A 22,667-nucleotide genomic window follows, 5' to 3' on the forward strand; every position below is an offset into this window, starting at 1 on the left:
TAGCGCCGCCTCACCGCAGGGCATGGCCCGGCGGACGGCCCATGGGGCGGAGTAGCTCAGCTGGTTAGAGCAGCGGAATCATAATCCGCGTGTCGGGGGTTCAAGTCCCTCCTCCGCTACCACCTTTACAGACAGTCAGGCCCAGGCGGATTTTCCGCTTGCATTCGTCCTTTCCTGTTGCACTAATGTTGCAATGCACAACCAGCCGATGGCCGGCTGAGGGAGGATCGATACTTTGCCCTTCCACGAAATGTTTGAGCCGGATGGTTCGATACGCCCCTGCTACGCGGAAGTGCAGAATTGGGTGGATCGGACCGGCATTGCCGGGCTCAATCGTCGAATGGATGAGGCGGAGGCGATCTTCCGGCGCATCGGCATCACCTTCGCCGTCTATGGGGAGGGGGGCGATCCGGAACGACTGATCCCCTTCGACCTGCTGCCCCGCATCTTCATGGCCCAGGAATGGCGCGTTCTGGACAAGGGCATCCGGCAACGGGCGCGGGCGCTCAACGCCTTCCTCCACGACGTCTATCATCGGGGAGAAATTGTGAAAGCGGGGGTCATGCCCGCGGACATCATCTATCAGAACAGCGCCTATCTGGCGGAAATGGCCGACTTCACCCCGCCGGGGAAGGTGTACAGCCATATCGTCGGCATCGACATCGTCCGCACCGGGCCAACCCGGTTCGAGGTGCTGGAGGATAATTGCCGCACCCCCTCCGGCGTGTCCTACATGCTGGAAAATCGTGAGATCATGACCCGCATGTTCCCGGAACTGTTCGCGCAGGGCGTGGTCGCGCCGGTCGACGATTATCCCGCGGAATTGCTGCAAAGCCTGAAGGAAGTCGCGCCGCCCGCCTGCAAGGGCGATCCGGTGGTGGTGGTGCTGACGCCCGGTTCGCTCAACAGCGCCTATTATGAGCACAGCTTCCTTGCCGACCTGATGGGCGTGGAACTGGTGGAGCCGGCGGACCTGTTCGTCGACGATGACCGGGTGTGGATGAAGACCACGCTGGGGCCGAAGGCGGTCGACGTCATCTACCGGCGCATCGACGATGAATATATCGACCCGCTGGTCTTTCGGCCGGACAGCCTGCTGGGCGTGCCCGGCATCTTCAACGTCTATCGCAATGGCGGTGTGACGCTGGCGTCCGCACCGGGATCGGGGATCGCGGACGACAAGGCCGTGTACATCTATGTGCCGGAAATGATCCGCTTCTATCTGGGCGAGCAGCCGATCCTGGACAATATCCAGACCTGGCAGTGCGGGAAGCCGGACGAATGCGCCTATGTGCTGGAAAATCTGCACGAACTGGTGGCGAAGGAAGTCCATGGATCGGGCGGCTACGGCATGCTGATCGGGCCGAAATCGACCAAGGACGAGATCGCGGCTTATGCCGACCGCATCCGCGCCAATCCGGGCGAGTTCATCGCCCAGCCGACGCTGGACCTGTCGACCGTGCCCACGCTGGGACCGGCGGCGGTGGTGGGGCGCCATGCGGATTTCCGCCCCTATTGCCTGGTGGGCAAGCAGATCAGGCTGGTGCCCGGCGGGCTGACGCGGGTGGCGCTGACCGAAGGATCGCTGGTGGTGAACTCCAGCCAGGGGGGCGGGGTGAAGGACACCTGGGTATTGCAGGATTGATGATGTTTAGAACCTTCATCACCCTTCTTCGTCATTCCCGCGAAGGCGGGAAACGCCAGTACGGCGAAGCCAATCCATTTCCCAAGCGTGCCACTAGGGGTGAGGTCAGGAGATGGATTCCCGCCTTCGCGGGAATGACGAATGCAAAGAGTATGCCTTCATGCTGAGCCGGACCGCCGAAAATCTCTTCTGGATGGCCCGCTACATGGAGCGCGCAGAGGCTACCGCCCGCCTGCTGACCATGGGCCAGCGCATGGCGATCCTGCCCGGCGCGCATCATCGCGACGAGTGGCGATCGGTGGTGCGGGCGACAGGCGCGCTCAACCATTTCCCCGAAGGCGCGCAGGTGACGGAAAGCGACGCCATCGCCTTCCTGATGCTGGACCTCGACAATCCCTCCTCCATCCGGTCCTGCCTGCTGAAAGCCCGCGCCAACGCCAAATCGGCCCGCACCATGTTGACGCAGGACATGTGGGAGGCGCTGAACGAAGGCTGGCGCAAGCTCGACAGCTATGACGTGGCGGAGGCGCGGCAGCAGCTTCCCGCGCTGATCGACTGGGTGAAGACGCGGGTGATGACCTTCCGCGGCGCGGCCCATTCGGGGCAACTCCGCAATGAGGGGCATGATTTCCTGCGCACCGGCTCCGCGCTGGAGCGGGCGCAGATGACGCTGCGCCTGCTGGACGTCAAATATTATGTGCTGCTGCCGGAAACGGAAGTGGTCGGCGGCAATCGCGACCATTATCAATGGACGTCGGTGCTGTATGCGCTGTCTGGCGCGCGGGCGTTCCACCATGTCTATGGCGGCACCTACACGCCCTGGCAGATCACCGATTTCCTGATGCTGAACCGCCTGTTCCCGCGCAGCGTCGCCTATTGCTACGACCAGCTTGCCTATCGGCTGAACCGTCTGGCCGGATGGCATGATGCGCGTTCGGCCTGCCATGACACCGTGCGGCAGATGGTGACCGATCTGGAGAAGCTGGACAGCGGCGAAATCTTCCGGGCGGGGCTGCATGAAACGGTGCAGAACGGCCTGATGAGCACCAACCGCCTGGGCGTCGAGATCGCCCAGGCCTATCATTTCGGCTGATGGGAGGACGCGCATGAAACTGCTCGTCCGCCACCAGACCATCTATCGCTATGAGGCTGCGGCCGGGCGGGTGGCGATGCGGCTGAAGCTGATGCCCGTCGACACGCCGACGCAGAAGGTGCTGGACTGGCAGGTCAGCGTCAATGGCGATCCGCTGACCGGCTTTCGCCGCAACAGCTATGGCGAGATGGAGGCGATCTGGGTCCGGCACGACCGGTTGGACAATGCCGTCATCGTCGCGGAAGGACTGGTCGAAACATGCGAAGGTCATGGCGTGGTGGGCTGGCTCGGCTGCCCGGTGAATCCGCGCTATTTCCTGCGGGAAACGCGGCTGACCGGGGCATCGCCGGAAATCCGGGCGATGGCGCTGTCCCTCCCCGACGGAGACGGGCCGCTGGCCCGGCTGCATGCGCTGTCGGCCGCCGTCAGCGATGCCGTGGCCTATCGCGCAGGCGTGACGACCACGAACACCACGGCGGCGGAGGCTTTCGCGCTGGGCGCCGGGGTCTGTCAGGACCATGCGCAGGTGTTCATCGCCGGCGCGCGGTCCATGGGCATCCCCGCGCGCTATGTGTCCGGCTATCTGCTGGCCGATGAGGGCGACGTGCTGCATGAGACTCATGGCTGGGCGGAGGCGCTGGTGCCCGAACTGGGCTGGGTGGGATTCGACCCCTCCAACCGGGTCTGCGTGACGGAGCGCTATCTGCGCCTCGCCTGCGGGCTGGATGCGGATGAGGCCGCGCCGATACGCGGCTCCGTGACCGTGGCGGGCGATATCTGGATTGACGCGGACGTCCGGATCGCGCAGGCGGAGGATGGGGTGGAGGAGCGGCAGCTCCAGCGGCAGCAACAACAGGGCGCGCAGACCACCACGCAGGGTTGAACGACGATAGGAGCCCTTGGGGCCATGACTTATTGTGTGGCGGTGCGCGTCGACCAGGGGCTGGTCATGCTGTCCGACACCCGCACCAATGCGGGGATGGACAATATCGCGCGCTTCCGGAAAAGCTTCACCTACAGCGTGCCGGGCGAGCGGGCGATCACCCTGATGTGCTCCGGCAATCTGTCTATCACCCAGGGGGTGAAGGCGATGCTGGGCCGCGCGATCAAGGATTCGGCGCTCGATCCGGATGTGGAGACGATCCTCAACTGCCCCACCATGCACCGCGTCGCGCAGATCGTGGGGGAGGCGATGTGCACCATGCAGGGCCGCTATCGCAGCACCATAGAGATGCAGGGCGCGGCGGCGGACGCCTCCATCCTGATCGCCGGGCAACGCAGGGGCGGCAAGCCGCGGCTTTACCTCATCTATTCGGCCGGCAATTTCATCGAGGCGACGGAGGACACGCCCTTCTTCCAGATCGGCGAGCATAAATATGGCAAGCCGATCCTGGATCGCATCATCAAGCGCGAAACCAGTCTGGAAGATGCGACCAAGGCAGTGTTGGTGTCGATGGATTCGACGCTGCGGTCCAACCTGTCGGTGGGGATGCCGCTGGACCTGACCGTGATAGAACGGGATGCCTTCGACTTCCGCGTGCGCACCCGGATCGAGGCGGACAATGAGGAGTTCCAGCTTCTCTCGCACAGCTGGTCCGCCGCGCTGCGCAAGGGGTTCGAGGATTTGCCCAACGTCCTCGATTGACGGGACGAAGGCGGCGGTCCAAGGCTCAGCTTCTCACCCTTCAAGCAAATCCATCGCTTGCGCGTCCGCCTGCTTCGCCTATCTCATCCCGACAGACGAATCGCAGCCGGAAAGACTTTCATGACCGCCACCCATTCGACCCGCATGCTGATCCTCGGTTCCGGCCCGGCCGGCCTGTCCGCCGCCATTTATGGCGCGCGCGCGGGCCTGGCGCCGATCGTGGTGCAGGGCATGCAGCCGGGCGGCCAGTTGACGATCACGACCGACGTCGAAAATTATCCGGGTTTCCGCGACGTGATCCAGGGGCCCTGGCTGATGGAACAGATGCAGGCGCAGGCGGAGCATGTCGGCGCGCAGATGATGTACGACCAGATCATCGACGTCGACCTGTCGGAACGGCCCTTCCGCCTGAAGGGCGACAGCGGCACGCTCTATTATGCCGACAGCCTGGTGATCGCGACCGGCGCCCAGGCCAAATGGCTGGGTGCGGAGGGCGAACAGCTTTTGCAGGGCAAGGGCGTCTCGGCCTGCGCGACCTGCGACGGCTTCTTCTATCGCGGCAAGAAGGTGGTGGTGATCGGCGGCGGCAATACCGCGGTGGAGGAGGCGCTGTACCTCACCAACCACAGCCATGACGTCACCCTGATCCACCGCCGCGACTCGCTCCGGGCGGAGAAGATCCTCCAGCAGCGCCTGTTCGCCCATCCGCACATCAAGGTGCTGTGGAACCAGGCGGTCGATCGCTTCGTGGGCGGCGGCGATCCCGAGGGGCTGGTCGGCGTCGACCTGATCGACACGGTGACCGGCCACAAATCGCATATAGAGACGGACGGCGCGTTCGTCGCCATCGGCCACCAGCCCGCTACGGAGCTGTTCGTCGACAAGCTGCCGATGGACGAGGGCTATCTGCTGGTGGAAAAGGGCACGACCCGGACCGCCATCCCTGGCGTTTTCACGGCGGGCGACGTCAGCGACAAGGTCTATCGTCAGGCCGTTACCGCCGCCGGCATGGGCTGCATGGCCGCTCTGGATGTGGAGAAGTTCCTGGCCGAAGCCGATTTCGAGGCTGTCGCCGCCGAATGAAATGGTCAAGCGGTCGGATTGCGTAGCGTCAATGTCCGCAACTGGCCATCCCCGGCCTATCTCATAACGTCCCTGCCTCTTCTCTGCCGCTTAACCAATTTTCGTGGTAAATAAACTTTTCACAGCGGCCCGCGAACGGCATAGTCGACTCATGAATCAGGGGTCGGGCAGCGCTGTGGGGGAGATGCGGTTGTGAGTGCACCGTTCCGCTTTCCGCGCTTTTTCGTCACCAACCCCAGTCCCTGTCCCTATCTGCCCGGCAAAAGCGAGCGGAAGGTGTTCACTGAACTGAGCGGGGACAATGCGTCGGAACTGAACGATGCGCTCGGTCGCATCGGCTTCCGCCGCAGCCAGAATGTCGCCTATCGCCCCAGTTGCGCGGATTGCTCCGCCTGCGTGTCCGTGCGCGTCGTCGCGGGGGAGTTCGAGCCGAACGCCACCCAGCGCAAATTGCTGCGCCGGAACGAAGACCTGGTCATCACCGCCTGCAAGCCCTGGTCGACGGAGGAACAGTTCGAACTGCTCCAGCGCTATCTGCGCGCCCGGCATCCCGGCGGCGGCATGACCGAAATGGATGAGATGGACTTTGCCGACATGGTCGAACAGACCCCGGTGGAAAGCCATGTCGTCGAATATCGCGAACCAGGCGAAGATGGCCGTCCCGGCAGGCTGATCGGCGCCTGCCTTACCGACCGGCAGGGCGATGGCCTGTCGATGATCTACAGCTTCTTCGATACGGAGCTGGAGCATCGCAAGGGGTTGGGCAATTTCATCATCATGGACCATATCCTGCGCGCGGCGAAGGCGGGGTTGCCCTATGTCTATCTCGGCTATTGGGTCGAGGGATCGCAGCGGATGCAGTACAAGATACGCTACCGGCCGCTTGAACGACTGAGCCGCAACGGCTGGACCCGCTTCGACCCGCAGGAGCAGGCGCAGGCCGTGCAGCAGGCGGAAAGCCGCGACGAGCCGGCGCTGCCGCGCGAACTGGCGGCGATCTTCCGCAAATAAAGCCGGCGAAAAATCCAGCCCGTACGAAGGACGACCGATGGCGCTTTCGCGCGATCGGCATGGAACGGCTTAACGCCATTATGGATTGATTACGTACTACGGCATTGGAAATCTTATTTAACTTTTTCCGTTACTGCTTTCCCATGGATTGCAGAAATGGCGTTGGATCAGGACCGGCAGATGGACCGTTTTGCTGATCGCAGATTTGGGGAATTTGCCTCCGAACTGGCTCGGGACGGGCTGGAATGGGATGCGTTTCACTATCGCAACGAACTATTATTCTCTCCGGTCTTCCAGCGCGTTTCGCCGCCACTGATTCGCTGGATCGCTGATTATCGCGGCCGCATATTGTCGCGGGAGATCATGTCGGACCTTTTTGCCCGTCATTTTTCCTGCGACATCATCGGAAATGGCTGGCGGTCGATGCTGGACAGGCATGACTGGAAAGCGCTGGCCGACGCCGCCAAACGCTCCGCCCGTCCCGATCCCGTTCCCGTCCGCATGCACACCCTTGCCGGTGAAACGAGGTCGGGGATCGTGCGCATGTCGCTGGTCGTGGAGCCCGACGAGGCGCCGCTCTGGTACGGAACGATCGAGGACATCGATGAGAGGTACGACTGCGACCGCCGCGCACTGGCCGATGCCCTGACGGAAAGCCGGCAGCATTATCGCTGGTCGGTCGAACTCAGTCCGCAGGTCCCCTGGACGGCATCGGTCAGCGGCGAAATCGAGGAGGTGGGACCCCGCTGGCAGGAACTGACCGGCATGGCCCCGGCGCGTGCGCGGGGCAGGGGGTGGATCGATTCGCTGCATCCCGACGATGTCGATCGCACGCTGGCCATCTGGACGGAAAAGCTCCATTCAGGCGATCCTGTCGACGTCGACTACCGGCTGCGCCTCTCCGACGGCGGCTATCGCTGGATGCGGTCGCGTGCCTCGGCGCGCCGCGACGCGAAGGGCCGGATCGTGCGCTGGTACGGAACGCTGGAGGATGTTCACGCGCAGAAACTGGCGCAGCGCGAACTGGCCGACAGCGAGGAACGCTTCCGCCTGGCGGTGCAGTCGGCGCGGCTGGGCATATGGGATTTCGACGCGGTCGCCGGCACACGGACATGGTCGCGGGAATTCCGGACGATGCTGGGCCTGTCTGATACCGAACCGGCGACGAGCGAACTGGCATTGCGGCTGGTGCACCCGGATGATCGGTCGCGTCTCGCCGGAATGCTGGACGCCGTCGCGAACGGGCGCATGCCGCCGCATTTCGAAGCCACGCTGAGGGTGCACAGGGCCGACACCGGCGCCCTGCGCTGGATCAAGAGCGTCGGCTGGAGCAGCTTCTCCGATTCCGGCAAGCCACTGCGCGTCATCGTGACCTTCCAGGATGTGACGGAAGAAAGGAACAGCGAGGAACGGATACGCTGGGCCGCCACGCACGATCCCATGACGCATATGCCCAATCGCGCGCTGTGGCAGACGACATTGGAGGAAATGACCGAGCAGGCGCGCCGGACGGGGGACAGTTTCGGCCTGATCCTGGTCGACATCGACGACCTGAAGCGGACCAACGACACGCTGGGCCATGATGCGGGCGATGCGCTGCTCTGCGGTTTTGCGCAGCGTTTCGCCTCCTGCGCGCCGGCCGATGCCATGATCGGGCGATTGGGCGGCGACGAGTTCGGCATGATCGCGCCTTCGCTCGCCAGCAGCGCGGCGCTTTCGGCCTGGAGCGCCGAATTGCTGGGCGGTGTGCGCGCGCCCTATGTCCATAATGGGCGGTCGCTCGATTATGGGATCAGCATGGGCGGCGCGGTGTTTGGCGAACATGGCGAGGATGCGGCGGAATTGCTGAAGGCGGCGGACCTGGCGCTTTATGCGTCCAAGTCCACCGGACGGGGCCGGCTGACGCTGTTCCAGTCGCAATTGCGCGCCGACGCGCAACAGCGCAGTTCGATGATCCACATGGCGCGGCAGGCGATCGTGGACGATCTGGTCGTCCCCTATTACCAGCCCAAGGCGGACATGAGGACCGGACGGATATTGGGCTATGAGGCGCTGCTGCGCTGGCAGCATCCCCGCACCGGCGTCCACGCGCCCGACACGATCGCGGCGGCTTTCGACAATGCGGAACTGGCCGTCGAACTTACCGAAAAGATGCTGGCGAAGGTCGTCCGCGACGTCGATCGATGGCTGCGCGCCGGCCATGATCCGGGCCGGGTCGCCATCAACGCCTCCGCCGCCGATTTCATGCAGCATGATTTTGCCGACTATGTCCTCGCCCATCTCGCGCGCTGCACCATCCCGCCGCAGCAGTTCGAGATCGAGGTGACGGAGACCGTTTTCCTGGGCCGGGGCGCCGAACAGGTGGAGCGGGCGTTGCACCGCCTGTCGTCGGCGGGCGTACGGATCGCGCTGGACGATTTCGGCACCGGCTACGCATCGCTCAGCCATTTGAAGCAATATCCGGTCGACGTGCTGAAGATCGACCGCAGTTTCATCAGCAATATCGAACAGGATGCGGGCGACGCCGTCATTGTCGACGCCATCGTCAAGCTGGGCAGCAGCCTGGGCATGGAGGTGGTGGCCGAAGGCGTCGAAACGGTGGGACAGGTCGAGATGCTGATCGCTCGCGGCTGCACCATCGGCCAGGGTTATCTGATGGGGCGCCCCCGGCCTTGGGCGGCGGTACGATCCCGCGCCGCCTAGAGCGATTTCCAGGCAGATGGAATAGTCTGCTGACCCGGAAAACGCGATAAAACAAAAACTTAGAGCAGTCGAGCCGATGCGATCGGATCGGAATCTGCTCCAGAGCGATTTCCAAGCGATCGTAACCGTCGCTGGTCAAGAAATCGCGGAAGATAAGGAAGCTGGAGCGGCGATCTGATTCATCGGAGCGAAAGCCGGTTTTTTCCGTTCCAATCCTTCCCGCGCGCACCGGAACAGCTCTGTCGATGCTACCGCACCCTGCGCCTGCGGACCGGAACTTCCGTCACATAGGTCCGGGTGGTGGTGACGGCGGGCTGGACCACGACCGTCGTGGTGGTGGAGCCGGGATAATAATAGCCGCCCGATATGAAGCCCGGCGCTTGCGTCGTCGTGATGACGGGTTCTCCCGGACCGGCGCGCCGCTCCGTCCGGTTCTGCCCGGCGGCATAGGGCGGCGGGTCGAAATCGACGCCGGGTCCACCCCGGACCTGCCCCTCGAAACGGCCTTCATAATCGCCGCTGAAGGTCTTGCCGTCCTTGTCCCGCCATGTGCCGCTCCAGCGCCCTTCATAGCCCAGCGGCGGTGGCGGCGGGTCATCCCGCGCGGTGACTTCGTCATCATAGCCGATGCCCGGCGGCGGTGGCGTGTCGCCTGCTTCCTCCCACGCGACGCCGTTGCGATAATCGCGCACGCGGCCATCCCGGTCGGTCATCACCGCATCGTCATAATAGCGCGACCAGCCATAGCCGCTGACGGGCGCCGGCAGCCCGTAAGCGCCATAGTTGCGGATATGATAGACGGGGTTGACCCAATAGCGTGGCAGGACATAGCCGACCACGGGCCTGCGATAGACCGCCCAGCCGCCCGGCGCGTACCAGCCCGCATGCCAACGGCCCTGATGGCGCGGACCCCAGCGGTGCACCGTGGTTCCCGCATGCACCGCCGGCCGGGCGGCCATTCCTCCACCCCCGACCGGCCCATTTGCGGAAACCGGCGCCGTCAACCCGATCGCCAGACCGGCGCCGGCCAGGATGAAGCTCCGGATATGCATGCTCAAATCCCCGTTTTCGGCTGATATGTTAACGACTTGTTTAGCATGATCGGCCGCCGCCATCCAAGCGCCGGCATTTCCATGCCTGTCCCGAAAAGAGGCACCGGCGCGCATTGCGGCCCGATATGTTCGCTATTTTGGTTCCCTGAACGTGCCGTTCATGGGTTTACGACCTAAACCAGACGCGACGCGATCCGCCCGACCAGCGCCTCCAGCCCGGTCCGGTCCGCACTGTCGAAGCGCGCCGGGATCGGACTGTCGAGGTCCAGCACGGCGACGACCCGGCCTTCGACGATCACCGGCACGACGATCTCCGAAGCGCTGGCGGCGTCGCAGGCGATATGGCCGGGAAAGGCGTGGACGTCCTCCACCAGTTGCGTCTGGCCGCTGGCCGCCGCGGCGCCGCAGACGCCCTTGCCCAGCGGGATGCGGATGCAGGCGGCCTTGCCCTGAAAGGGGCCAAGGACCAGTTCGCCGCCGACCATCCGGTAAAAGCCCGCCCAATTGAGGTCGGGCAGGAACTGCCAGATCAGCGCGGAGACATTGGCCATGTTGGCGATGGCATCGGGCTCGCCCGCCGTCAGCGCATCGGCGGCGGAGAGCAGGTCGTCATGGAGCGTGGCTTTGTCGGCACCGGCCGGGGGAGAAAAATCGAACATGGCCGGCATATAGGATGTGGCGCGGGTGCAGGCCAGACCGGTTAATCCAGCCTTACCTTGCCACGTCCCGCCTTGACCGAACTGCGCGCCTTCTTCGCGTCGACGCGCCGCGCCTTGGCGGCCTTGCCCGGCTTGGTCGCCTTGCGCGCCTTCGGCACGACCGTGGCGTCCCGGATCAATTCCACCAGGCGGGCCAGCACCTCCTGCCGGTTCAAGAGCTGCGATCGCGAGCCTTCGGAACGGAGGATCAGCACGCCCTCCGCCGTCATCCGCCGTCCGGCGATCGCCGCCAGCCGGTGCTTGACCGCCTCGGGCAGCGACGGGCTGTTCGCCACGTCGAAGCGCAACTGCACCGCGCTGTCCGTGGTGTTCACATGCTGGCCGCCAGCCCCGGTCGAGCGGACGAAGCTTTCCGACAGCTCGTCGCTGTCGATGGAGATCGACCGGGTGACGGGGATGCGTGGCAAGGGCGCTAAAGCCCGGCCTGTTCGAGCAGTTCCTGCCCGAAGCCCGCTGCCGCGAAGGTCGCGGGCAGGGGGGCGGTCGCTTCCGCCGGCGGCTTCTCCCCGCGCGGGATGCTGAGGAAGCGGCTGTGCAGCAGCATCGGCCCTTCGCCCGATCCATAGACCGGATCGCCCGCAATGCCGAAGCCCAGGCCATGCAGCGCATGGGTCCGGATCTGATGGGTGCGTCCGGTGCGGGGGGTGAAGACGATCAGCGAGCGTCCGTCCTTCTCCGCGATCTTGCGCCAGTCGGTGAACGCGGCCTTCCCCGCCTTCGCCGGGATCATCCGCCACCCCTGGGCGGGCGTGCTGATCTTCTTGAGCGACAGGCCGATGGTGCCGCTGTCCTCCGCCGGAACGCCGTCCACCACCGCGACATAGCGTTTCGCGACCGTTCCGGCCTCAAAGGCCGCGGCGAAGCGCTTGTGCGCCTTGGGATTGCGGGCGAGCAGCAGGCAGCCGCTGGTGTCTCGGTCCAGCCGGTGCACCGGCAGCGGCCAGCGCTGGAAGCCGAAGGTCAGCGAGGACAGGTGGTTTTCCAGCGAAAGCGACCCGTCACGCGGCGCGTCGACGGGCAGGCCCGCCGGCTTGTCGAGGATGATGGCCTCGCCATCGATGAACAGAACTCGGTCATGAAGCAGGGACAAGAGGCGTTTTTCCGTAAATGCAGGGCAGCGATTGACGCGCGTGCCGCTTCCTATAGGGCGTGGAGGGCATGGAGAACAGGGGGCATGAGGCGCATCCGCCGGGTGGAGGGCGGCTGGAATGGATCGATGTCGCACGCGGCATCGGGATCGTCGCCGTGGTCGCCGGCCATGTGTGGACGCGCGGGGGACTGCGCGACGCGATGTACAGTTTCCACATGCCGCTGTTCTTCCTGCTGTCGGGCCTCCTGTCCCGTCCGCAGCCGGCACGACGCTTCACCCGCCGCCAGCTTGCGTCCCAGATGCGGCCCTATGCGGCTTTCCTGATCCTGCTGATCCTGACGGATCAGGTCGTCGAAACGATGAAGGGCGGCAGGCCGATCTTCCATGACTGGCCGGGGGATCTGGCACCGATAGCGCTCGGCGGCTCCTGGTTGCGTGGGCCGTTCACCATATTCTGGTTCGTGCCCTGCCTGATGATGGCGCGCATCCTGTTCAACATGGTGCTGGCCCGCTGGCCCGACCCGCTCGACCGGCGCTGGGCGTTGCTGATGCTGCCGGTGCTGCTGATCGCCTATGGCGCGGGACAATGCACCAGCCTGTCGCCGCTGGGGCTGCTTACCGTACCCATGGCCCTGGTCCTGCTCTGGGTGGGGGCGGCATGGCAGCGCGTGGACTGGCGAAGCTGGATGCTGGCGCCGCTGGTCCCGCTGTCGCTGGCGGGGCTGACGGCGCTGCTGCCGACGCTCAACATGAAGGCCGCCGACTATGGCTGGCCCTTATTGTCCATCGCCTCGGCCATGGCCACCAGCTTCCTGCTTTTCCGCCTTTCGGTGCGGATCGCGCCCTTTGGCGGATGGATCGCCGCCATCGGGCGCGCGTCGCTGGTCGTCATGTATCTCCACGTGGCGGTCATTCACTATCTTTCGCCCTATATGGCCAAGCCGTGGCTGCTGGTGCAGGCGCTTCTGATACCGCTCGCCGCTTATTATCTGATCCGGGCCGTCCCCGGCGCGCAAAGGATTTTCCTATAGAGCGCGCTGCGTTACACGGGACGCGCGCTCCAGGCTTTTGTTGGGGCATCGTTTGATCGGAAGACCGGTTCCCGACCTTCGACAGGCCCAGCGCAGGCTTTCCGGCCCCGTCAATGCAGATGCCGCAGCTTGTCGGGATTGCGCATCACATAGATGCCGGTGACGCGCCCATCCTCGATGTCGAGCGCCGTGGTCTGGAGTTCGCCGTCCGCCTCCCGGGTGACGAAGCCCGGAAGGCCGTTGATCAATCCCACGCGCACCAGCGTCGACCCATATTTGCCGAACAGCACGGCCAGCGCCTTGTGCATCTGCATGACCGGGCCGAAGCCCAGCACGGGAACGATCGCGGCAGGGCGCTTGCCGCCGCCATCGCTGTGCAGGCTGACATCCCGTGCCAGCATCGCGCCCAGCGCCGCCATGTCGCCGCTCCGCGAGGCGGCGAAGAAGGCGCCGGCAATCTCCAGCCCGTGCTGTCTTTCCACCCGGTAGCGGGGTCTCGCCTCCCGCACATGGGCCCGCGCCCGCGCCGCCAGTTGACGGCAGGCCGCCGGATCGCGTTCGACCGTGGCGGCGATTTCCTCGAAGCCGACGCCGAAGACGTCATGCAGCAGGAAAGCCGCCCGCTCCAGCGGCGACAGCCGTTCCAGCGCCAGCATCAGCGGCAGCGTCACATCCTCTTCTTCCCCGGCGTCGTCCACCACCGGATCGGGCAGCCAGGGGCCGATATAGGTTTCGCGGTTGCGCCGCGCCGACTTGAGCTGGTCGAGGCACAGCCGCGTCACGGTGCGGCGCAGGAACGCTTCCGGCTCGCGCACCGCGTCGCGGTCGGCGCCCATCCATCGGATAAAGGCTTCCTGCACCACATCCTCGGCGTCCGCGACGGAACCCAGCATGCGATAGGCGACGCGGATGAGCCTGGGACGCAGCGGATCGAAGCTCTCCGCCGCGCCCCCATGCGCCCCCTGCGCCATCACGCGGCCGCCCTGGCCGGCGTGTCGTACCAGAGGCCGAAGCCCACCGCGATGCGGTTCCAGCCGTTGATGACGTTGATCATCAGGGTCAGCTTCACCTGCTCTTCCTCCGAAAACTCGGCTGCCAGCGCCTTGTGGGCCGCTTCATGGCTGTGCCCTTCGGAAAGGCGCGTCAAGGCCTCCGTCCATTCCAGCGCGGCCCGCTCGCGCGTCGTATAGCAGGGCGCCTCCCGCCAGGCGGAAAGCAGGTAGATGCGCTGTTCGCTTTCGCCCTGCGCGCGGGCCTCGACCGTGTGCATGTTGATGCAGTTGGCGCACTGGTTGATCTGCGACGCGCGGATCTTCACCAGCTCGATAAGGCTCGGCTCAAGGCTGGCATTGATGGCGGCGGAGGTGGCGAACCAGCTTTTCATAAGCTGGGGCGCGGCGGCAAAGGGGTCGAGCTTGGCAGTCATGTCAGCACCTTTCTTCCTGAGTTATGCCGACATGACGAGACAGGATCGGCTGGCGTGACATGGGTCGCGAAAAAAATGCCATATCGGCGATTGGAAGGGGGGAACAGCGGCACTGCTCCACTCCACCCCTTCAAACCAGCCACTTGCCTTGTCTGGACCTGGAGGGAAGGGGCTTGATGTCCCCTAACCGCCCCCTAGAGCCAATCGACATTCAGCCCTGACGGCCTGCAAATGACACTTTTCCGTGCTTCCGGTGCTCACCCACTTTGAGTAGGCTGCGCTCCGGGTCACGGAAAACCATCATTTTCGGCTCGTCATCATCTGAATGTCGATTGGCTCTAGGCCGTAGTGACGATTTAATCATTTGAGCCATAGCATGATGCTGGCGAGTTTGACGAAGCCGAGGAAGTTTGCGGCGAGTTTGTCATAGCGTGTTGCGATACGGCGCCACTGCTTGAGCTTGGCGAAGAAGCCCTCGATGCCCCAACGCTGTTTGTAGGCGATGCGATCATAGTGGTGCTGATATTTGCGATGGCGGCGAGGTGGGATGACCGGCTCGCCGCCTTGCTCGTAGATGAGATCGTGCAAACTGTCGGCGTCATAGGCACGATCAGCCAGCACCTTGCCAGCCGGGATGCCGCGGATCAGATCGCAGGCGGGCGCCATGTCGTTTTGCTGTCCGGGGCCGAGGATGAAGCGGATCGGCAAGCCCAAGGCATCGACTACGGCATGGATCTTGGTGCCGAACCCGCCTCTCGATCGTCCGAGAGCCTGGGCTTGAGCGCCCCCCTTTTTACCCGTGCCCCAGCCGCCTGGGCCTGGGCGCGGATCACCGTCGCATCGATCGCCAGCCATTCGATGTCGGGATCATCCGACACAGCCTCGAAGATCCGGTCGATCACGCCTTGCTCGACCCAGCGATAATAACGCCGCTTGGCGGTCTGATAGGGACCGAACTTCTCCGGTAGATCGCGCCAGCGTCCCCCTGAACGCGCCAGCCAGAGCAAGGCGTCAAGAAACAACCGTCCGTCACTGCGAGGACCGCGCTTGCCCTTGCGCCCGCCCGGAACGAACTCCCGCAGCCGCTCCCACTGATCATCCCGCAGCACTTCGCCTTCCACGCCAGCCTCCAAAAGCCAGCCTTGAATCACAAATCCAAACCGTCGTGAATCCCTAAAATGTCACTACTGCCTAGCCCCCGCGGCCGTCCACTGCATCAGCGCGACCTTCATCCCCCCGGCCAATGACCGCTTCCCAAGCCTTGCAAAAATGCTCTAGGGCGGGCGGCATGACCAATATTCTTCTCGTCATGGCAGGAGGCGCCGTCGGATCGGCCTTGCGCTACCTGCTCGGGCGTCTCGCTGCCCAGATATTCCCTGGCGCCCTGTGGCCCTGGGGAACATTCGGCGCGAATATCATCGGCGGTTTCGCCATGGGCCTGTTCGCCGGATGGCTGGCCCGCTTCAATATGACGGGGGGCGAACCGATCCGGCTGCTGCTTGCCGTCGGTCTGCTGGGCGGCTTCACGACCTTCTCCTCCTTCAGCCTGGAAACCGTGCTGATGATGGAGCGGGGGCAGCCGGGCATGGCGCTGGGCTATGCGGTCCTTTCCGTCATCGGCGCCGTGGGCGCGCTGGCCGGCGGTCTGGCCGTCATGAGGAGCGTCGCATGAAGGGCCGTCCTCCCGGCAAACCCACCGGCCCCCGCAAGCCCGGCGCAGCGCCCCAGGGGCGGGCGCGCGGCGCGGCCAAGGCGGCTCGCGCCCGCAAGCCGGATGCGCCTAAGCCCGCTGCCCGGCCTCCTGTCAAAACGCCCGCCGCCAAAACGCCTGCGGCAAAGACTGCTGCCCGGTCCGCCTCCTCCTCTCCGGCGAAGGGCGTGTCGCTCGACGTGCGGCAATTCCGCGTGGCGGCGGATGACGACGGCATCCGGCTCGACCGCTGGTTCCAGCGGCATCTGCCCGACATCGGCTTCAACACCGTCTCGCGCTGGGCACGCACCGGCCAGTTGCGCGTGGATGGCGCCCGCGCCGCGCCGGGCGACCGCATCGCGGAGGGCCAGACCATCCGCGTGCCCCCCGCCGAGCCCAAGGCTCCCGAAACCGCGAAGCCCAAACGCGTCCGTCCGCAACTGACGGACGATCAGGCGGCCTTCGCCCAGGGGCTCGTCATCCATCGCGACGCGCAGGCCATCGTCATCAACAAACCGCCCGGCCTCGCCACGCAGGGCGGCACCAAGACGGACGATCATGTCGACGGCCTGCTCGATGCGCTGGAGTTCGACCTCGACCAGCGGCCCAAGCTCGTCCACCGGCTGGACAAGGACACGTCCGGCGCGCTGCTCGTCGCGCGCACCGCGCGGTCGGCCGCCTTCTTCGCCAAGGCCTTCTCCAGCCGCACGGCGCGCAAGGTCTATTGGGCCATCGTGATGGGCGTGCCCTCCATCGAGGATGGCATGATCGAACTGCCCATCGCCAAGCAGCCCGGCACCGGCGGCGAGAAAATGCATGTCGATGAGGAGGAAGGGCTTCCTTCCCGCTCGCGCTATCGCGTGATCGAACGCGCGGGCAATCGCGCCGCCTGGGTCGAACTGCAACCCTATACCGGCCGGACCCACCAGTTGCGCGTCCATATGGCGGCGATCGGCCATCCCATCGTCGGGGACGGCAAATATGGCGGCAAGGACGCCTTTCTGAGCGGCACGATCAGCCGCAAGATGCATCTTCACGCCCGCCGCATCCGGGTCGATCATCCCGATGGCGGCCGGGTCGACGTGCGGGCCGAACTGCCCGAGCATTTCGCCGCCAGCCTTGCCTCGCTGGGCTTCGACCTCTCCGCCGGCGACCTGCCGCTGGACGAGGAGGTCGCCCGCGCGCCTACGCGGGAGGATGAGAAGAAGGCCGCCCGCGCCCATGCCAAGCAGATCCGCAAGGGCCGCAAGGGCGAACGGCGCGCCCGCGGTTCAGGTGGAGGGCCGCGCAGGAAATGACGCCCGGCGCGCCCTATCGCTGGCGGGACGAAGCCGCGATCCGCGCATTCGTCGCGGAGGTGGGCTTCGGCCTGCTCTGCGTGGCCGCACCGGACCGCCAGCATGTCGTCCATCTGCCGCTCGTCTGGAGGGACGAGGGGCATGTCGGCCTTCACCTCCACCGCGCCAATCCCATCGTCCGCCACCTGGACGGTCAGGAAGCGCTGATCGTCGTGACCGGCGCCCATCATTATATCAGCCCCGACTGGTACGGCATGCCCGACAAGGTGCCGACCTGGAACTATCAGTCGGCGGAATTGCGCGGCGTCATGCGCAGGCTGGACCATGGGCAGACCGTCGCCCATCTCGACGCGCTGTCGAACGATCAGGAAAGCCGCCTCCTGCCGAAACCGGTCTGGACCCACGAGAAGATGAGCGAGGGGCTGTTCGAGCGTGTGATGACGGGCCTGATCGGCTTTGAGATGGCCGTGCATGCGATGGAAGGCACGATGAAGCTGGGACAGGACAAGCCGGAATTCGCGCGCATCGCCGTGGCGGACGCTCTCTTGGCCAGAGGCGATGCCGCCATGTCCGCCCTCATGCGGGCGACGCTGCCATGAGCAATCGCCTTGCCGTATTCGATTGCGACGGCACGCTGGTCGACAGCCAGCACAGCATCTGCACGGCCATGGTCCGCGCGTTCGAGGGCGAGAAGCTGGCGGCGCCGGACCGCGCGACGATCCTGTCGGTCGTCGGCCTGTCGCTCCCGCTCGCCATGGCGCGGCTCCTGCCGGATGCGGAGGCCGATTATCACGATCATCTGTCGGAAAGCTATAAGCTGGCCTTCCAGCAGCTTCGCCGCGAAAATGCGGTGTCGGAACCGCTTTATCCCGGCATTGCCGAACTGATCCGCGAACTGGATGCCGATGGCTGGCTGCTGGGCGTCGCCACCGGCAAATCGGACCGCGGCCTGCAACTTTGCCTCACCCATCATGGCATCCACGCCCATTTCGTGACGTTGCAGACCGCCGACCGCCATCCGTCGAAGCCGCATCCCTCCATGCTGCTGACGGCCATGGCCGAAGCAGGAGCGACACCGGAAAGCACGGTGATGATCGGCGACACCAGCTTCGACATCGACATGGCGCTGTCTGCCGGCACGCGGGCGCTGGGCGTGGGCTGGGGCTATCACACGCCGCAGGATCTGATGGACGCCGGCGCACACAGCGTCGCCATGGACAGCGCGGAGCTGCGCGGCCATATCCACGCCCCCCATGTCCCTTCGTCCGACAGCCGCTCCCGATGACCGACATGCCGCCCGTTCCTCCCACCGACCCGGAAAAGGTCGCCCGCCAGCGTTTCTTCGCGCTCGGCCTGTTCCGCCTGTCGGGCGCGCTGCTGGTGATGTTCGGCTTCCTGGTGCTGATGCAGCGCTTCCATTGGGTGCAGGGGAACAAGGCGAAGGCGATGGGCGCGATCTTCGTCATCGTCGGCCTGTTCCAGTTCGTCATCGTCCCGCGCCTGCTGCTCGCGCTGTTCAGGAAACCGCCGCAATCATGAAACGCTTCTACCAGGATGCCGCCGTCGTCGCGGTTGAATCCGGTTTCGAAATCCGCCTCGACGGCCGCCCGGTCCGCACGCCCGCCCGCGCGCCGCTGGCGCTGCCCACCCAGGGGCTTGCAGAGGCGATCGCCGAAGAATGGCGCGCGCAGGGCGACACGGTCGACCCCCGATCCATGCCGTTCACCGGGCTCGCCAACGGCGCCATCGACCAGATCGCACCCAATAGCGGGAGTTTTGCCGCAGGCATCGCCCGCTATGCCGAAAGCGATCTGCTCTGTTATCGTGCGGAGGGGCCGGCCGAACTGATCGCTCGAGAGGCCGCGGCCTGGGACCCGCTGCTGGAATGGGCGACGACCCGCTACGACGTCGCGTTCCGGGTGACGCAGGGCATCGTTCCGGTGGCCCAGCCGACCGAAACGCTGGAGCGGCTGGCGGCTGCCGTGGCGGTTCTCGACCCTTTCACCCTGGCGGGGCTATCGACGCTGGTGACGCTGTCCGGCTCGCTCGTCTGCGGTCTGGCGGTGGTGGAGGGGGGGCATGACGCCGACCTGATCTGGACGGCGTCCGAAATCGACGAAGCCTGGGAAGTCGAACAATGGGGCGAGGACAAGGAAGCCGCCGCCCGGTCGGCGCAGCGCAGGAACGAATTTGCCATGGCCCGAGCCTTTTGCGAGATGGCCCGCGCCTGACCGGGTGGGAATGACGCAGCGTCTTCGTTCAATATCGACAGGCGGGCGGCCCCGAAGCCCGCCTTTTTCGCAAGACCGAGGAGTGCTCCATTTTGCCGCCCCGTTTTTCTCTTTTTGTCCTGATCGCCCTGTCCGCGCCGCTGGCGCTGGCGGCCCCGGCGCTTGCCCAGCAGGCGGGGCAGGCGGCTCCCGCCGCCGGTCGGATGAGTTCGGAACAGATCGCGGCCTTCAACCGGGCGGTCACTGATTTCACCGCGGGACAGACCGCGCAGCGGGCCGGCGACAATGCCGGCGCCGCCGCGAAATATGAAGCCGCACTGCCCGCTATCCGCACGGCCGTGGAGTTCGACCCCGCCAGGATCGAAAATGTGAATTTCCTCGCCAACGCGCTTTACGCCGATGCGGCGGCGCAGGGCGCGCTGGGCAGGATGGACAGGGTGATCGCGCTCTATACCGAATCCGCGCCCCATTGGCGCAAGCTGGTGGAGGCAAAGCCCGCCGATGCCGCCAGCCGCAATATCTTCGCCGGCATCTTGATCCAGATGGGCAATCAGAAGCTGGCCGGCAATGACAGGACCGGGGCCGATCCCCTCTATCAGGAGGCGCTGACCCTCGCGCGCAGGTCCGTCGCGGAAAAGGCCGGGGACGCGGTGTCCCGGAACATCCTGCTATCCGCACTGATCGGAGCCAGCCAGACCGGCAACGACCCGGCCCTGTCCGCCGAAGCGTTGAAAATGGGCAAGGCGATGCTGAGCGACGGCACCATCGATGCGATGAACAGACCGTCTATCGAGGCGATGACGGGCGCCAAGGCCGGCTGACGCCGCTATTTAGAGTATCCGTGATGATCAAGCCGGAGATTGCGTCCAGCATCGATCGGCTTTGAGCAGGGCATTCGCGGTGACGACGAGCTTTCGCATGACGGCGGTGATGGCGATCTTGGCGGGCTTCCCGGCAGTAACGAGCTGCTGATATTTTGCCTTGAGATCGGGATTGTACCGGGCGGCGACGAGGGCCGGCATATAGAGAGCCTGCCGCACGTTGGCGCGTCCGCCACGGATGAAGCTCTTGCCTTTCCATTGTCCGGACTGTCGAGCGACGGGGGCGAGACCGGCGAGGGATGCGGCCTGCTTGTTCTCGAGGCTGCCGAGTTCGGGCATGGTGGCGATGAGCTGGTTGGCGGTCAGCGTTCCGACGCCGGCGATGCTGGTGAGGATCTCATGCCGGCGGGCGAGCGCGGCATCGGCGGCGATCAGGTTGGCGATCTCGGTATCGAGCGCCTCGATATGCCGATCGATCTGCTCTAGCCGCTGCCGGCACTGGCGCTTGAGGAAGGCGATGGTGAGGTTCTTCTCGCGATTCTTGAGCGCGGTGCGATCGCGCACGAGACCGTCTCGGGCATTGATGAGCTCCGCCATCTGCGCCTGCTGTGCGCTTCGAGCGGGTCTGACCGGCGGCTGCAAGGTGGCCGCCATACGGGCCAGCAACATGGCATCGATGCGATCGGTCTTGGCCAGAGTGCCAGTCGCCTGGGCGAAGCGCCGGGCGCGCTCCGGGTTGAGCTTCACGCAGGGCCAGTCGGTCAGAGCCGCCTCCAGCGCCCGATGGTAGGTTGCGGTTGCCTCATAGGCGATCCGCTCGACCGGCCATTGTCGCAGCCAGGCGATCAGCGACTTGTGGCCCTTGGCGGTGTTGGCGAACTGGCGCTCGGCGCCGGCAGGGTGGACATGGCAGTCGAGGCTCGCTTTGGAGATGTCGATGCCGATCGTCTGTGGTAGATTGTCGCTCATCTTTTCCGCTGTCCCATGCTTGTCATCCGGGTCCAAAACCCCGGTATCCGTTCGGGTCTGATGGAAAAGAAAGGGGCGATCCTACTCTAACCCGGTCCCACAACGACCGGCGCTTTCACGATCCGTCCCCTTCCGCCCGGGCCGGGGTGGCCACCCCGGCCCGGGCAATCCAGCATGACCCAAACGGACCGCAATGTCATAAGACAAGCGCGCTGCGTTAAATCGGACGCAGGCCGCGCGCTCCAAGCTTTTGCTGTCGCATCGTTTTAAACGCAAAACCCACTTTTGCGCACGACGCCCTATTTGTCCAACGGTGAACCTGCCCCAGCGAGGGAGCAGGCCATGTTCAACCTGCCCGACCCTGTGCGAACGGGACTGGGTAACGCTCTGCGCCTAAGCCGTCAGGCCCATGATCTTGTCGGCATAGAGCAGCCGCCCCGGCCCCATCAGGCCGATGAATTGCGGCAGCATATGGCGGGCAAGCGCGAAACAGCCCTCGCTGCGGCCGATCTTGCCCCAGGTCGCGATATGGTTCTCGCTGACATAGTCCGCGCCATGCACGACGATGGCGCGCATCTCCGCATTGTTGTTCTGCGGATCGAGCCCGGCCAGGCGCATCGCCCGGCCATGCTGGCCCTCATAGATTTCGCCGGTCTTGAAGGCGCCCGAACTGCTCGCCAGTGAATTGGGCTCATTGGAAAAGCTGTGGAGCCATCCCGAATGCTCGGGGTCGGAACCGCGGCCATGGGCAACCAGATAGGAACTTGCCTGCCCGCCGATCAGGTCGACCACATGGAAGCGCAATTCGCGCGACGGCGCATTGAAATCGGCCAGCGCCACCCGGTCCCGCAGGGTGAACATATGCCCATGCTGGTCCAGCGCGGCCTTTGCCCGCTCCAGCAGTTTCGCATAGGGCTGGGTCGCGAGCGGCCCCGGCGAAGCCGGACGCGGTGCGGGAGGAACTGCCGGCTGTGGCTGCGTTTCGCCCAGCGGAGCGGCCCGCCCGGCACTGTCGGCAAGAAACGAAAATGCCAGCCCGCTCAAAGCGAGCTTGGTAAAACTACGACGATCCATGAATCGCAATATAGCAAAGGAGCAGCGCCAGTCCAAGGGCGGCGCAGGATCGCCGCCGCCGTCCCGCCTCCTTTCCGGGGCGGGAA

At 65.1% G+C, this 22,667-nt stretch carries 24 protein-coding genes and 1 tRNA gene; 16 read left to right on the top strand and 9 right to left on the bottom strand.

Annotation, left to right across the window (positions count from 1 at the left end):
* Nucleotides 1-45: 45 nt before the first annotated feature.
* From TZ53_RS15310 to TZ53_RS15345, 8 genes are all read left to right on the top strand, one after another.
* Nucleotides 46-122, top strand: a tRNA-Met gene (locus TZ53_RS15310).
* Between the two features lie 113 nt (nucleotides 123-235).
* Nucleotides 236-1,645, top strand: coding sequence for a circularly permuted type 2 ATP-grasp protein (locus TZ53_RS15315; RefSeq protein WP_044661837.1), 1,410 nt, complete (start codon nucleotides 236-238; stop codon nucleotides 1,643-1,645).
* Nucleotides 1,646-1,805: 160 nt separating this feature from the next.
* Complete coding sequence (locus TZ53_RS15320; protein ID WP_025550183.1) at nucleotides 1,806-2,738, top strand: alpha-E domain-containing protein; 933 nt, start codon at nucleotides 1,806-1,808, stop codon at nucleotides 2,736-2,738.
* Between the two features lie 13 nt (nucleotides 2,739-2,751).
* The gene (locus tag TZ53_RS15325) at nucleotides 2,752-3,621 is read left to right on the top strand and encodes a transglutaminase family protein (protein WP_044661838.1); all 870 of its coding nucleotides are present in this window, start codon (nucleotides 2,752-2,754) and stop codon (nucleotides 3,619-3,621) included.
* A 24-nt stretch (nucleotides 3,622-3,645) separates the two neighbouring features.
* Nucleotides 3,646-4,383, top strand: coding sequence for a peptidase (locus tag TZ53_RS15330; protein ID WP_025550181.1), 738 nt, complete (start codon nucleotides 3,646-3,648; stop codon nucleotides 4,381-4,383).
* 120 nt (nucleotides 4,384-4,503) lie between these two features.
* Complete coding sequence (trxB, locus tag TZ53_RS15335; RefSeq protein ID WP_044661839.1) at nucleotides 4,504-5,466, top strand: thioredoxin-disulfide reductase; 963 nt, start codon at nucleotides 4,504-4,506, stop codon at nucleotides 5,464-5,466.
* A 192-nt stretch (nucleotides 5,467-5,658) separates the two neighbouring features.
* Entirely contained in the window at nucleotides 5,659-6,477 is an 819-nt protein-coding gene (locus TZ53_RS15340; RefSeq protein ID WP_025550179.1) for an arginyltransferase, read from the top strand.
* 180 nt (nucleotides 6,478-6,657) lie between these two features.
* Entirely contained in the window at nucleotides 6,658-9,180 is a 2,523-nt protein-coding gene (locus tag TZ53_RS15345; protein WP_044663080.1) for a sensor domain-containing protein, read from the top strand.
* Nucleotides 9,181-9,428: 248 nt separating this feature from the next.
* On the opposite strand, the gene TZ53_RS15350 is transcribed toward TZ53_RS15345, so the two are convergent.
* The 4 genes from TZ53_RS15350 to TZ53_RS15365 all read right to left on the bottom strand — a co-directional run bounded on the left by TZ53_RS15350 (nucleotide 9,429) and on the right by TZ53_RS15365 (nucleotide 12,041).
* Nucleotides 9,429-10,232, bottom strand: a complete 804-nt coding sequence (locus TZ53_RS15350; RefSeq protein WP_044663081.1) for an RcnB family protein — start codon at nucleotides 10,230-10,232, stop codon at nucleotides 9,429-9,431.
* Nucleotides 10,233-10,405: 173 nt separating this feature from the next.
* Entirely contained in the window at nucleotides 10,406-10,891 is a 486-nt protein-coding gene (locus TZ53_RS15355) for a GAF domain-containing protein (protein ID WP_044663082.1), read from the bottom strand.
* A 41-nt stretch (nucleotides 10,892-10,932) separates the two neighbouring features.
* Nucleotides 10,933-11,358, bottom strand: coding sequence for an alternative ribosome rescue aminoacyl-tRNA hydrolase ArfB (gene arfB, locus TZ53_RS15360; RefSeq protein ID WP_025550175.1), 426 nt, complete (start codon nucleotides 11,356-11,358; stop codon nucleotides 10,933-10,935).
* 5 nt (nucleotides 11,359-11,363) lie between these two features.
* A complete protein-coding gene (locus TZ53_RS15365) occupies nucleotides 11,364-12,041 on the bottom strand; it encodes an RluA family pseudouridine synthase (protein WP_044661840.1) in 678 nt (225 codons plus the stop codon).
* A 68-nt stretch (nucleotides 12,042-12,109) separates the two neighbouring features.
* Between TZ53_RS15365 and TZ53_RS15370 the strand changes: the two genes are divergently transcribed.
* Nucleotides 12,110-13,072 carry an acyltransferase family protein gene (locus tag TZ53_RS15370; protein ID WP_044661841.1) on the top strand — a complete coding sequence of 321 codons (963 nt, stop codon included), beginning with the start codon at nucleotides 12,110-12,112 and terminating at the stop codon, nucleotides 13,070-13,072.
* A gap of 110 nt (nucleotides 13,073-13,182) precedes the next feature.
* Here TZ53_RS15370 and TZ53_RS15375 read toward each other — a convergent pair whose 3' ends face one another.
* From TZ53_RS15375 to TZ53_RS15385, 3 genes are all read right to left on the bottom strand, one after another.
* Nucleotides 13,183-14,043: a sigma-70 family RNA polymerase sigma factor gene (locus TZ53_RS15375; RefSeq protein ID WP_025550172.1), complete on the bottom strand. Its 861-nt coding sequence runs from the start codon at nucleotides 14,041-14,043 to the stop codon at nucleotides 13,183-13,185.
* On the bottom strand, nucleotides 14,043-14,498 hold the full coding sequence (locus TZ53_RS15380; protein WP_044661842.1) for a carboxymuconolactone decarboxylase family protein: 456 nt from the start codon (nucleotides 14,496-14,498) through the stop codon (nucleotides 14,043-14,045). The genes TZ53_RS15375 and TZ53_RS15380 overlap by 1 nt, the downstream gene beginning before the upstream one ends.
* Before the next feature lie 360 nt (nucleotides 14,499-14,858).
* Nucleotides 14,859-15,619, bottom strand: a protein-coding gene (locus TZ53_RS15385) for an IS5 family transposase (RefSeq protein ID WP_099185988.1) whose coding sequence is annotated in 2 segments (ribosomal slippage) — nucleotides 14,859-15,295 and nucleotides 15,295-15,619 — 762 coding nt in all. Because the reading frame shifts where the segments join, the coding sequence is not laid out codon by codon here.
* A gap of 167 nt (nucleotides 15,620-15,786) precedes the next feature.
* On the opposite strand from TZ53_RS15385, the gene crcB reads away from it, so the two are divergent.
* The 7 genes from crcB to TZ53_RS15420 all read left to right on the top strand — a co-directional run bounded on the left by crcB (nucleotide 15,787) and on the right by TZ53_RS15420 (nucleotide 20,538).
* On the top strand, nucleotides 15,787-16,170 hold the full coding sequence (gene crcB / locus TZ53_RS15390) for a fluoride efflux transporter CrcB (RefSeq protein WP_044661843.1): 384 nt from the start codon (nucleotides 15,787-15,789) through the stop codon (nucleotides 16,168-16,170).
* Nucleotides 16,167-17,486: an RluA family pseudouridine synthase gene (locus TZ53_RS15395; protein ID WP_044661844.1), complete on the top strand. Its 1,320-nt coding sequence runs from the start codon at nucleotides 16,167-16,169 to the stop codon at nucleotides 17,484-17,486. Before crcB ends, TZ53_RS15395 begins: the two co-directional genes overlap by 4 nt.
* Nucleotides 17,483-18,085, top strand: a complete 603-nt coding sequence (locus TZ53_RS15400; RefSeq protein WP_044661845.1) for an FMN-binding negative transcriptional regulator — start codon at nucleotides 17,483-17,485, stop codon at nucleotides 18,083-18,085. Before TZ53_RS15395 ends, TZ53_RS15400 begins: the two co-directional genes overlap by 4 nt.
* On the top strand, nucleotides 18,082-18,771 hold the full coding sequence (locus TZ53_RS15405) for an HAD-IA family hydrolase (protein WP_044661846.1): 690 nt from the start codon (nucleotides 18,082-18,084) through the stop codon (nucleotides 18,769-18,771). The genes TZ53_RS15400 and TZ53_RS15405 overlap by 4 nt, the downstream gene beginning before the upstream one ends.
* Nucleotides 18,768-19,025 carry a hypothetical protein gene (locus tag TZ53_RS15410; protein WP_025550167.1) on the top strand — a complete coding sequence of 86 codons (258 nt, stop codon included), beginning with the start codon at nucleotides 18,768-18,770 and terminating at the stop codon, nucleotides 19,023-19,025. The genes TZ53_RS15405 and TZ53_RS15410 overlap by 4 nt, the downstream gene beginning before the upstream one ends.
* A complete protein-coding gene (locus TZ53_RS15415) occupies nucleotides 19,022-19,717 on the top strand; it encodes an ATP12 family chaperone protein (RefSeq protein ID WP_025550166.1) in 696 nt (231 codons plus the stop codon). The genes TZ53_RS15410 and TZ53_RS15415 overlap by 4 nt, the downstream gene beginning before the upstream one ends.
* A 92-nt stretch (nucleotides 19,718-19,809) precedes the next feature.
* Complete coding sequence (locus tag TZ53_RS15420) at nucleotides 19,810-20,538, top strand: hypothetical protein (RefSeq protein WP_044661847.1); 729 nt, start codon at nucleotides 19,810-19,812, stop codon at nucleotides 20,536-20,538.
* A 27-nt stretch (nucleotides 20,539-20,565) separates the two neighbouring features.
* Here TZ53_RS15420 and TZ53_RS15425 read toward each other — a convergent pair whose 3' ends face one another.
* Nucleotides 20,566-21,507, bottom strand: a complete 942-nt coding sequence (locus tag TZ53_RS15425; RefSeq protein WP_044663073.1) for an IS110 family transposase — start codon at nucleotides 21,505-21,507, stop codon at nucleotides 20,566-20,568.
* A gap of 393 nt (nucleotides 21,508-21,900) precedes the next feature.
* Nucleotides 21,901-22,581 carry a murein L,D-transpeptidase catalytic domain family protein gene (locus TZ53_RS15430; RefSeq protein WP_044663083.1) on the bottom strand — a complete coding sequence of 227 codons (681 nt, stop codon included), beginning with the start codon at nucleotides 22,579-22,581 and terminating at the stop codon, nucleotides 21,901-21,903.
* Nucleotides 22,582-22,667 lie beyond the last annotated feature (86 nt).

This window comes from Sphingobium sp. YBL2, from assembly GCF_000943805.1.
In the GTDB taxonomy this organism is placed as follows: domain Bacteria; phylum Pseudomonadota; class Alphaproteobacteria; order Sphingomonadales; family Sphingomonadaceae; genus Sphingobium; species Sphingobium fuliginis.

Excerpts from the sequence above, each read along its gene's own strand:
- TZ53_RS15405 (WP_044661846.1), top strand. The coding sequence starts at position 18,082 with ATGAGCAATCGCCTTGCCGTATTCGATTGCGACGGCACGCTGGTCGAC.
- TZ53_RS15345 (WP_044663080.1), top strand. The coding sequence starts at position 6,658 with ATGGACCGTTTTGCTGATCGCAGATTTGGGGAATTTGCCTCCGAACTG.
- TZ53_RS15415 (WP_025550166.1), top strand. The coding sequence starts at position 19,022 with ATGAAACGCTTCTACCAGGATGCCGCCGTCGTCGCGGTTGAATCCGGT.
- TZ53_RS15410 (WP_025550167.1), top strand. The coding sequence starts at position 18,768 with ATGACCGACATGCCGCCCGTTCCTCCCACCGACCCGGAAAAGGTCGCC.
- TZ53_RS15375 (WP_025550172.1), bottom strand. The coding sequence starts at position 14,043 with ATGGCGCAGGGGGCGCATGGGGGCGCGGCGGAGAGCTTCGATCCGCTG.
- TZ53_RS15400 (WP_044661845.1), top strand. The coding sequence starts at position 17,483 with ATGACGCCCGGCGCGCCCTATCGCTGGCGGGACGAAGCCGCGATCCGC.
- TZ53_RS15325 (WP_044661838.1), top strand. The coding sequence starts at position 2,752 with ATGAAACTGCTCGTCCGCCACCAGACCATCTATCGCTATGAGGCTGCG.
- TZ53_RS15370 (WP_044661841.1), top strand. The coding sequence starts at position 12,110 with ATGGAGAACAGGGGGCATGAGGCGCATCCGCCGGGTGGAGGGCGGCTG.
- trxB (WP_044661839.1), top strand. The coding sequence starts at position 4,504 with ATGACCGCCACCCATTCGACCCGCATGCTGATCCTCGGTTCCGGCCCG.
- crcB (WP_044661843.1), top strand. The coding sequence starts at position 15,787 with ATGACCAATATTCTTCTCGTCATGGCAGGAGGCGCCGTCGGATCGGCC.
- TZ53_RS15430 (WP_044663083.1), bottom strand. The coding sequence starts at position 22,581 with ATGGATCGTCGTAGTTTTACCAAGCTCGCTTTGAGCGGGCTGGCATTT.
- TZ53_RS15425 (WP_044663073.1), bottom strand. The coding sequence starts at position 21,507 with ATGAGCGACAATCTACCACAGACGATCGGCATCGACATCTCCAAAGCG.
- TZ53_RS15320 (WP_025550183.1), top strand. The coding sequence starts at position 1,806 with ATGCTGAGCCGGACCGCCGAAAATCTCTTCTGGATGGCCCGCTACATG.
- TZ53_RS15350 (WP_044663081.1), bottom strand. The coding sequence starts at position 10,232 with ATGCATATCCGGAGCTTCATCCTGGCCGGCGCCGGTCTGGCGATCGGG.
- TZ53_RS15380 (WP_044661842.1), bottom strand. The coding sequence starts at position 14,498 with ATGACTGCCAAGCTCGACCCCTTTGCCGCCGCGCCCCAGCTTATGAAA.
- TZ53_RS15395 (WP_044661844.1), top strand. The coding sequence starts at position 16,167 with ATGAAGGGCCGTCCTCCCGGCAAACCCACCGGCCCCCGCAAGCCCGGC.
- TZ53_RS15330 (WP_025550181.1), top strand. The coding sequence starts at position 3,646 with ATGACTTATTGTGTGGCGGTGCGCGTCGACCAGGGGCTGGTCATGCTG.
- TZ53_RS15355 (WP_044663082.1), bottom strand. The coding sequence starts at position 10,891 with ATGTTCGATTTTTCTCCCCCGGCCGGTGCCGACAAAGCCACGCTCCAT.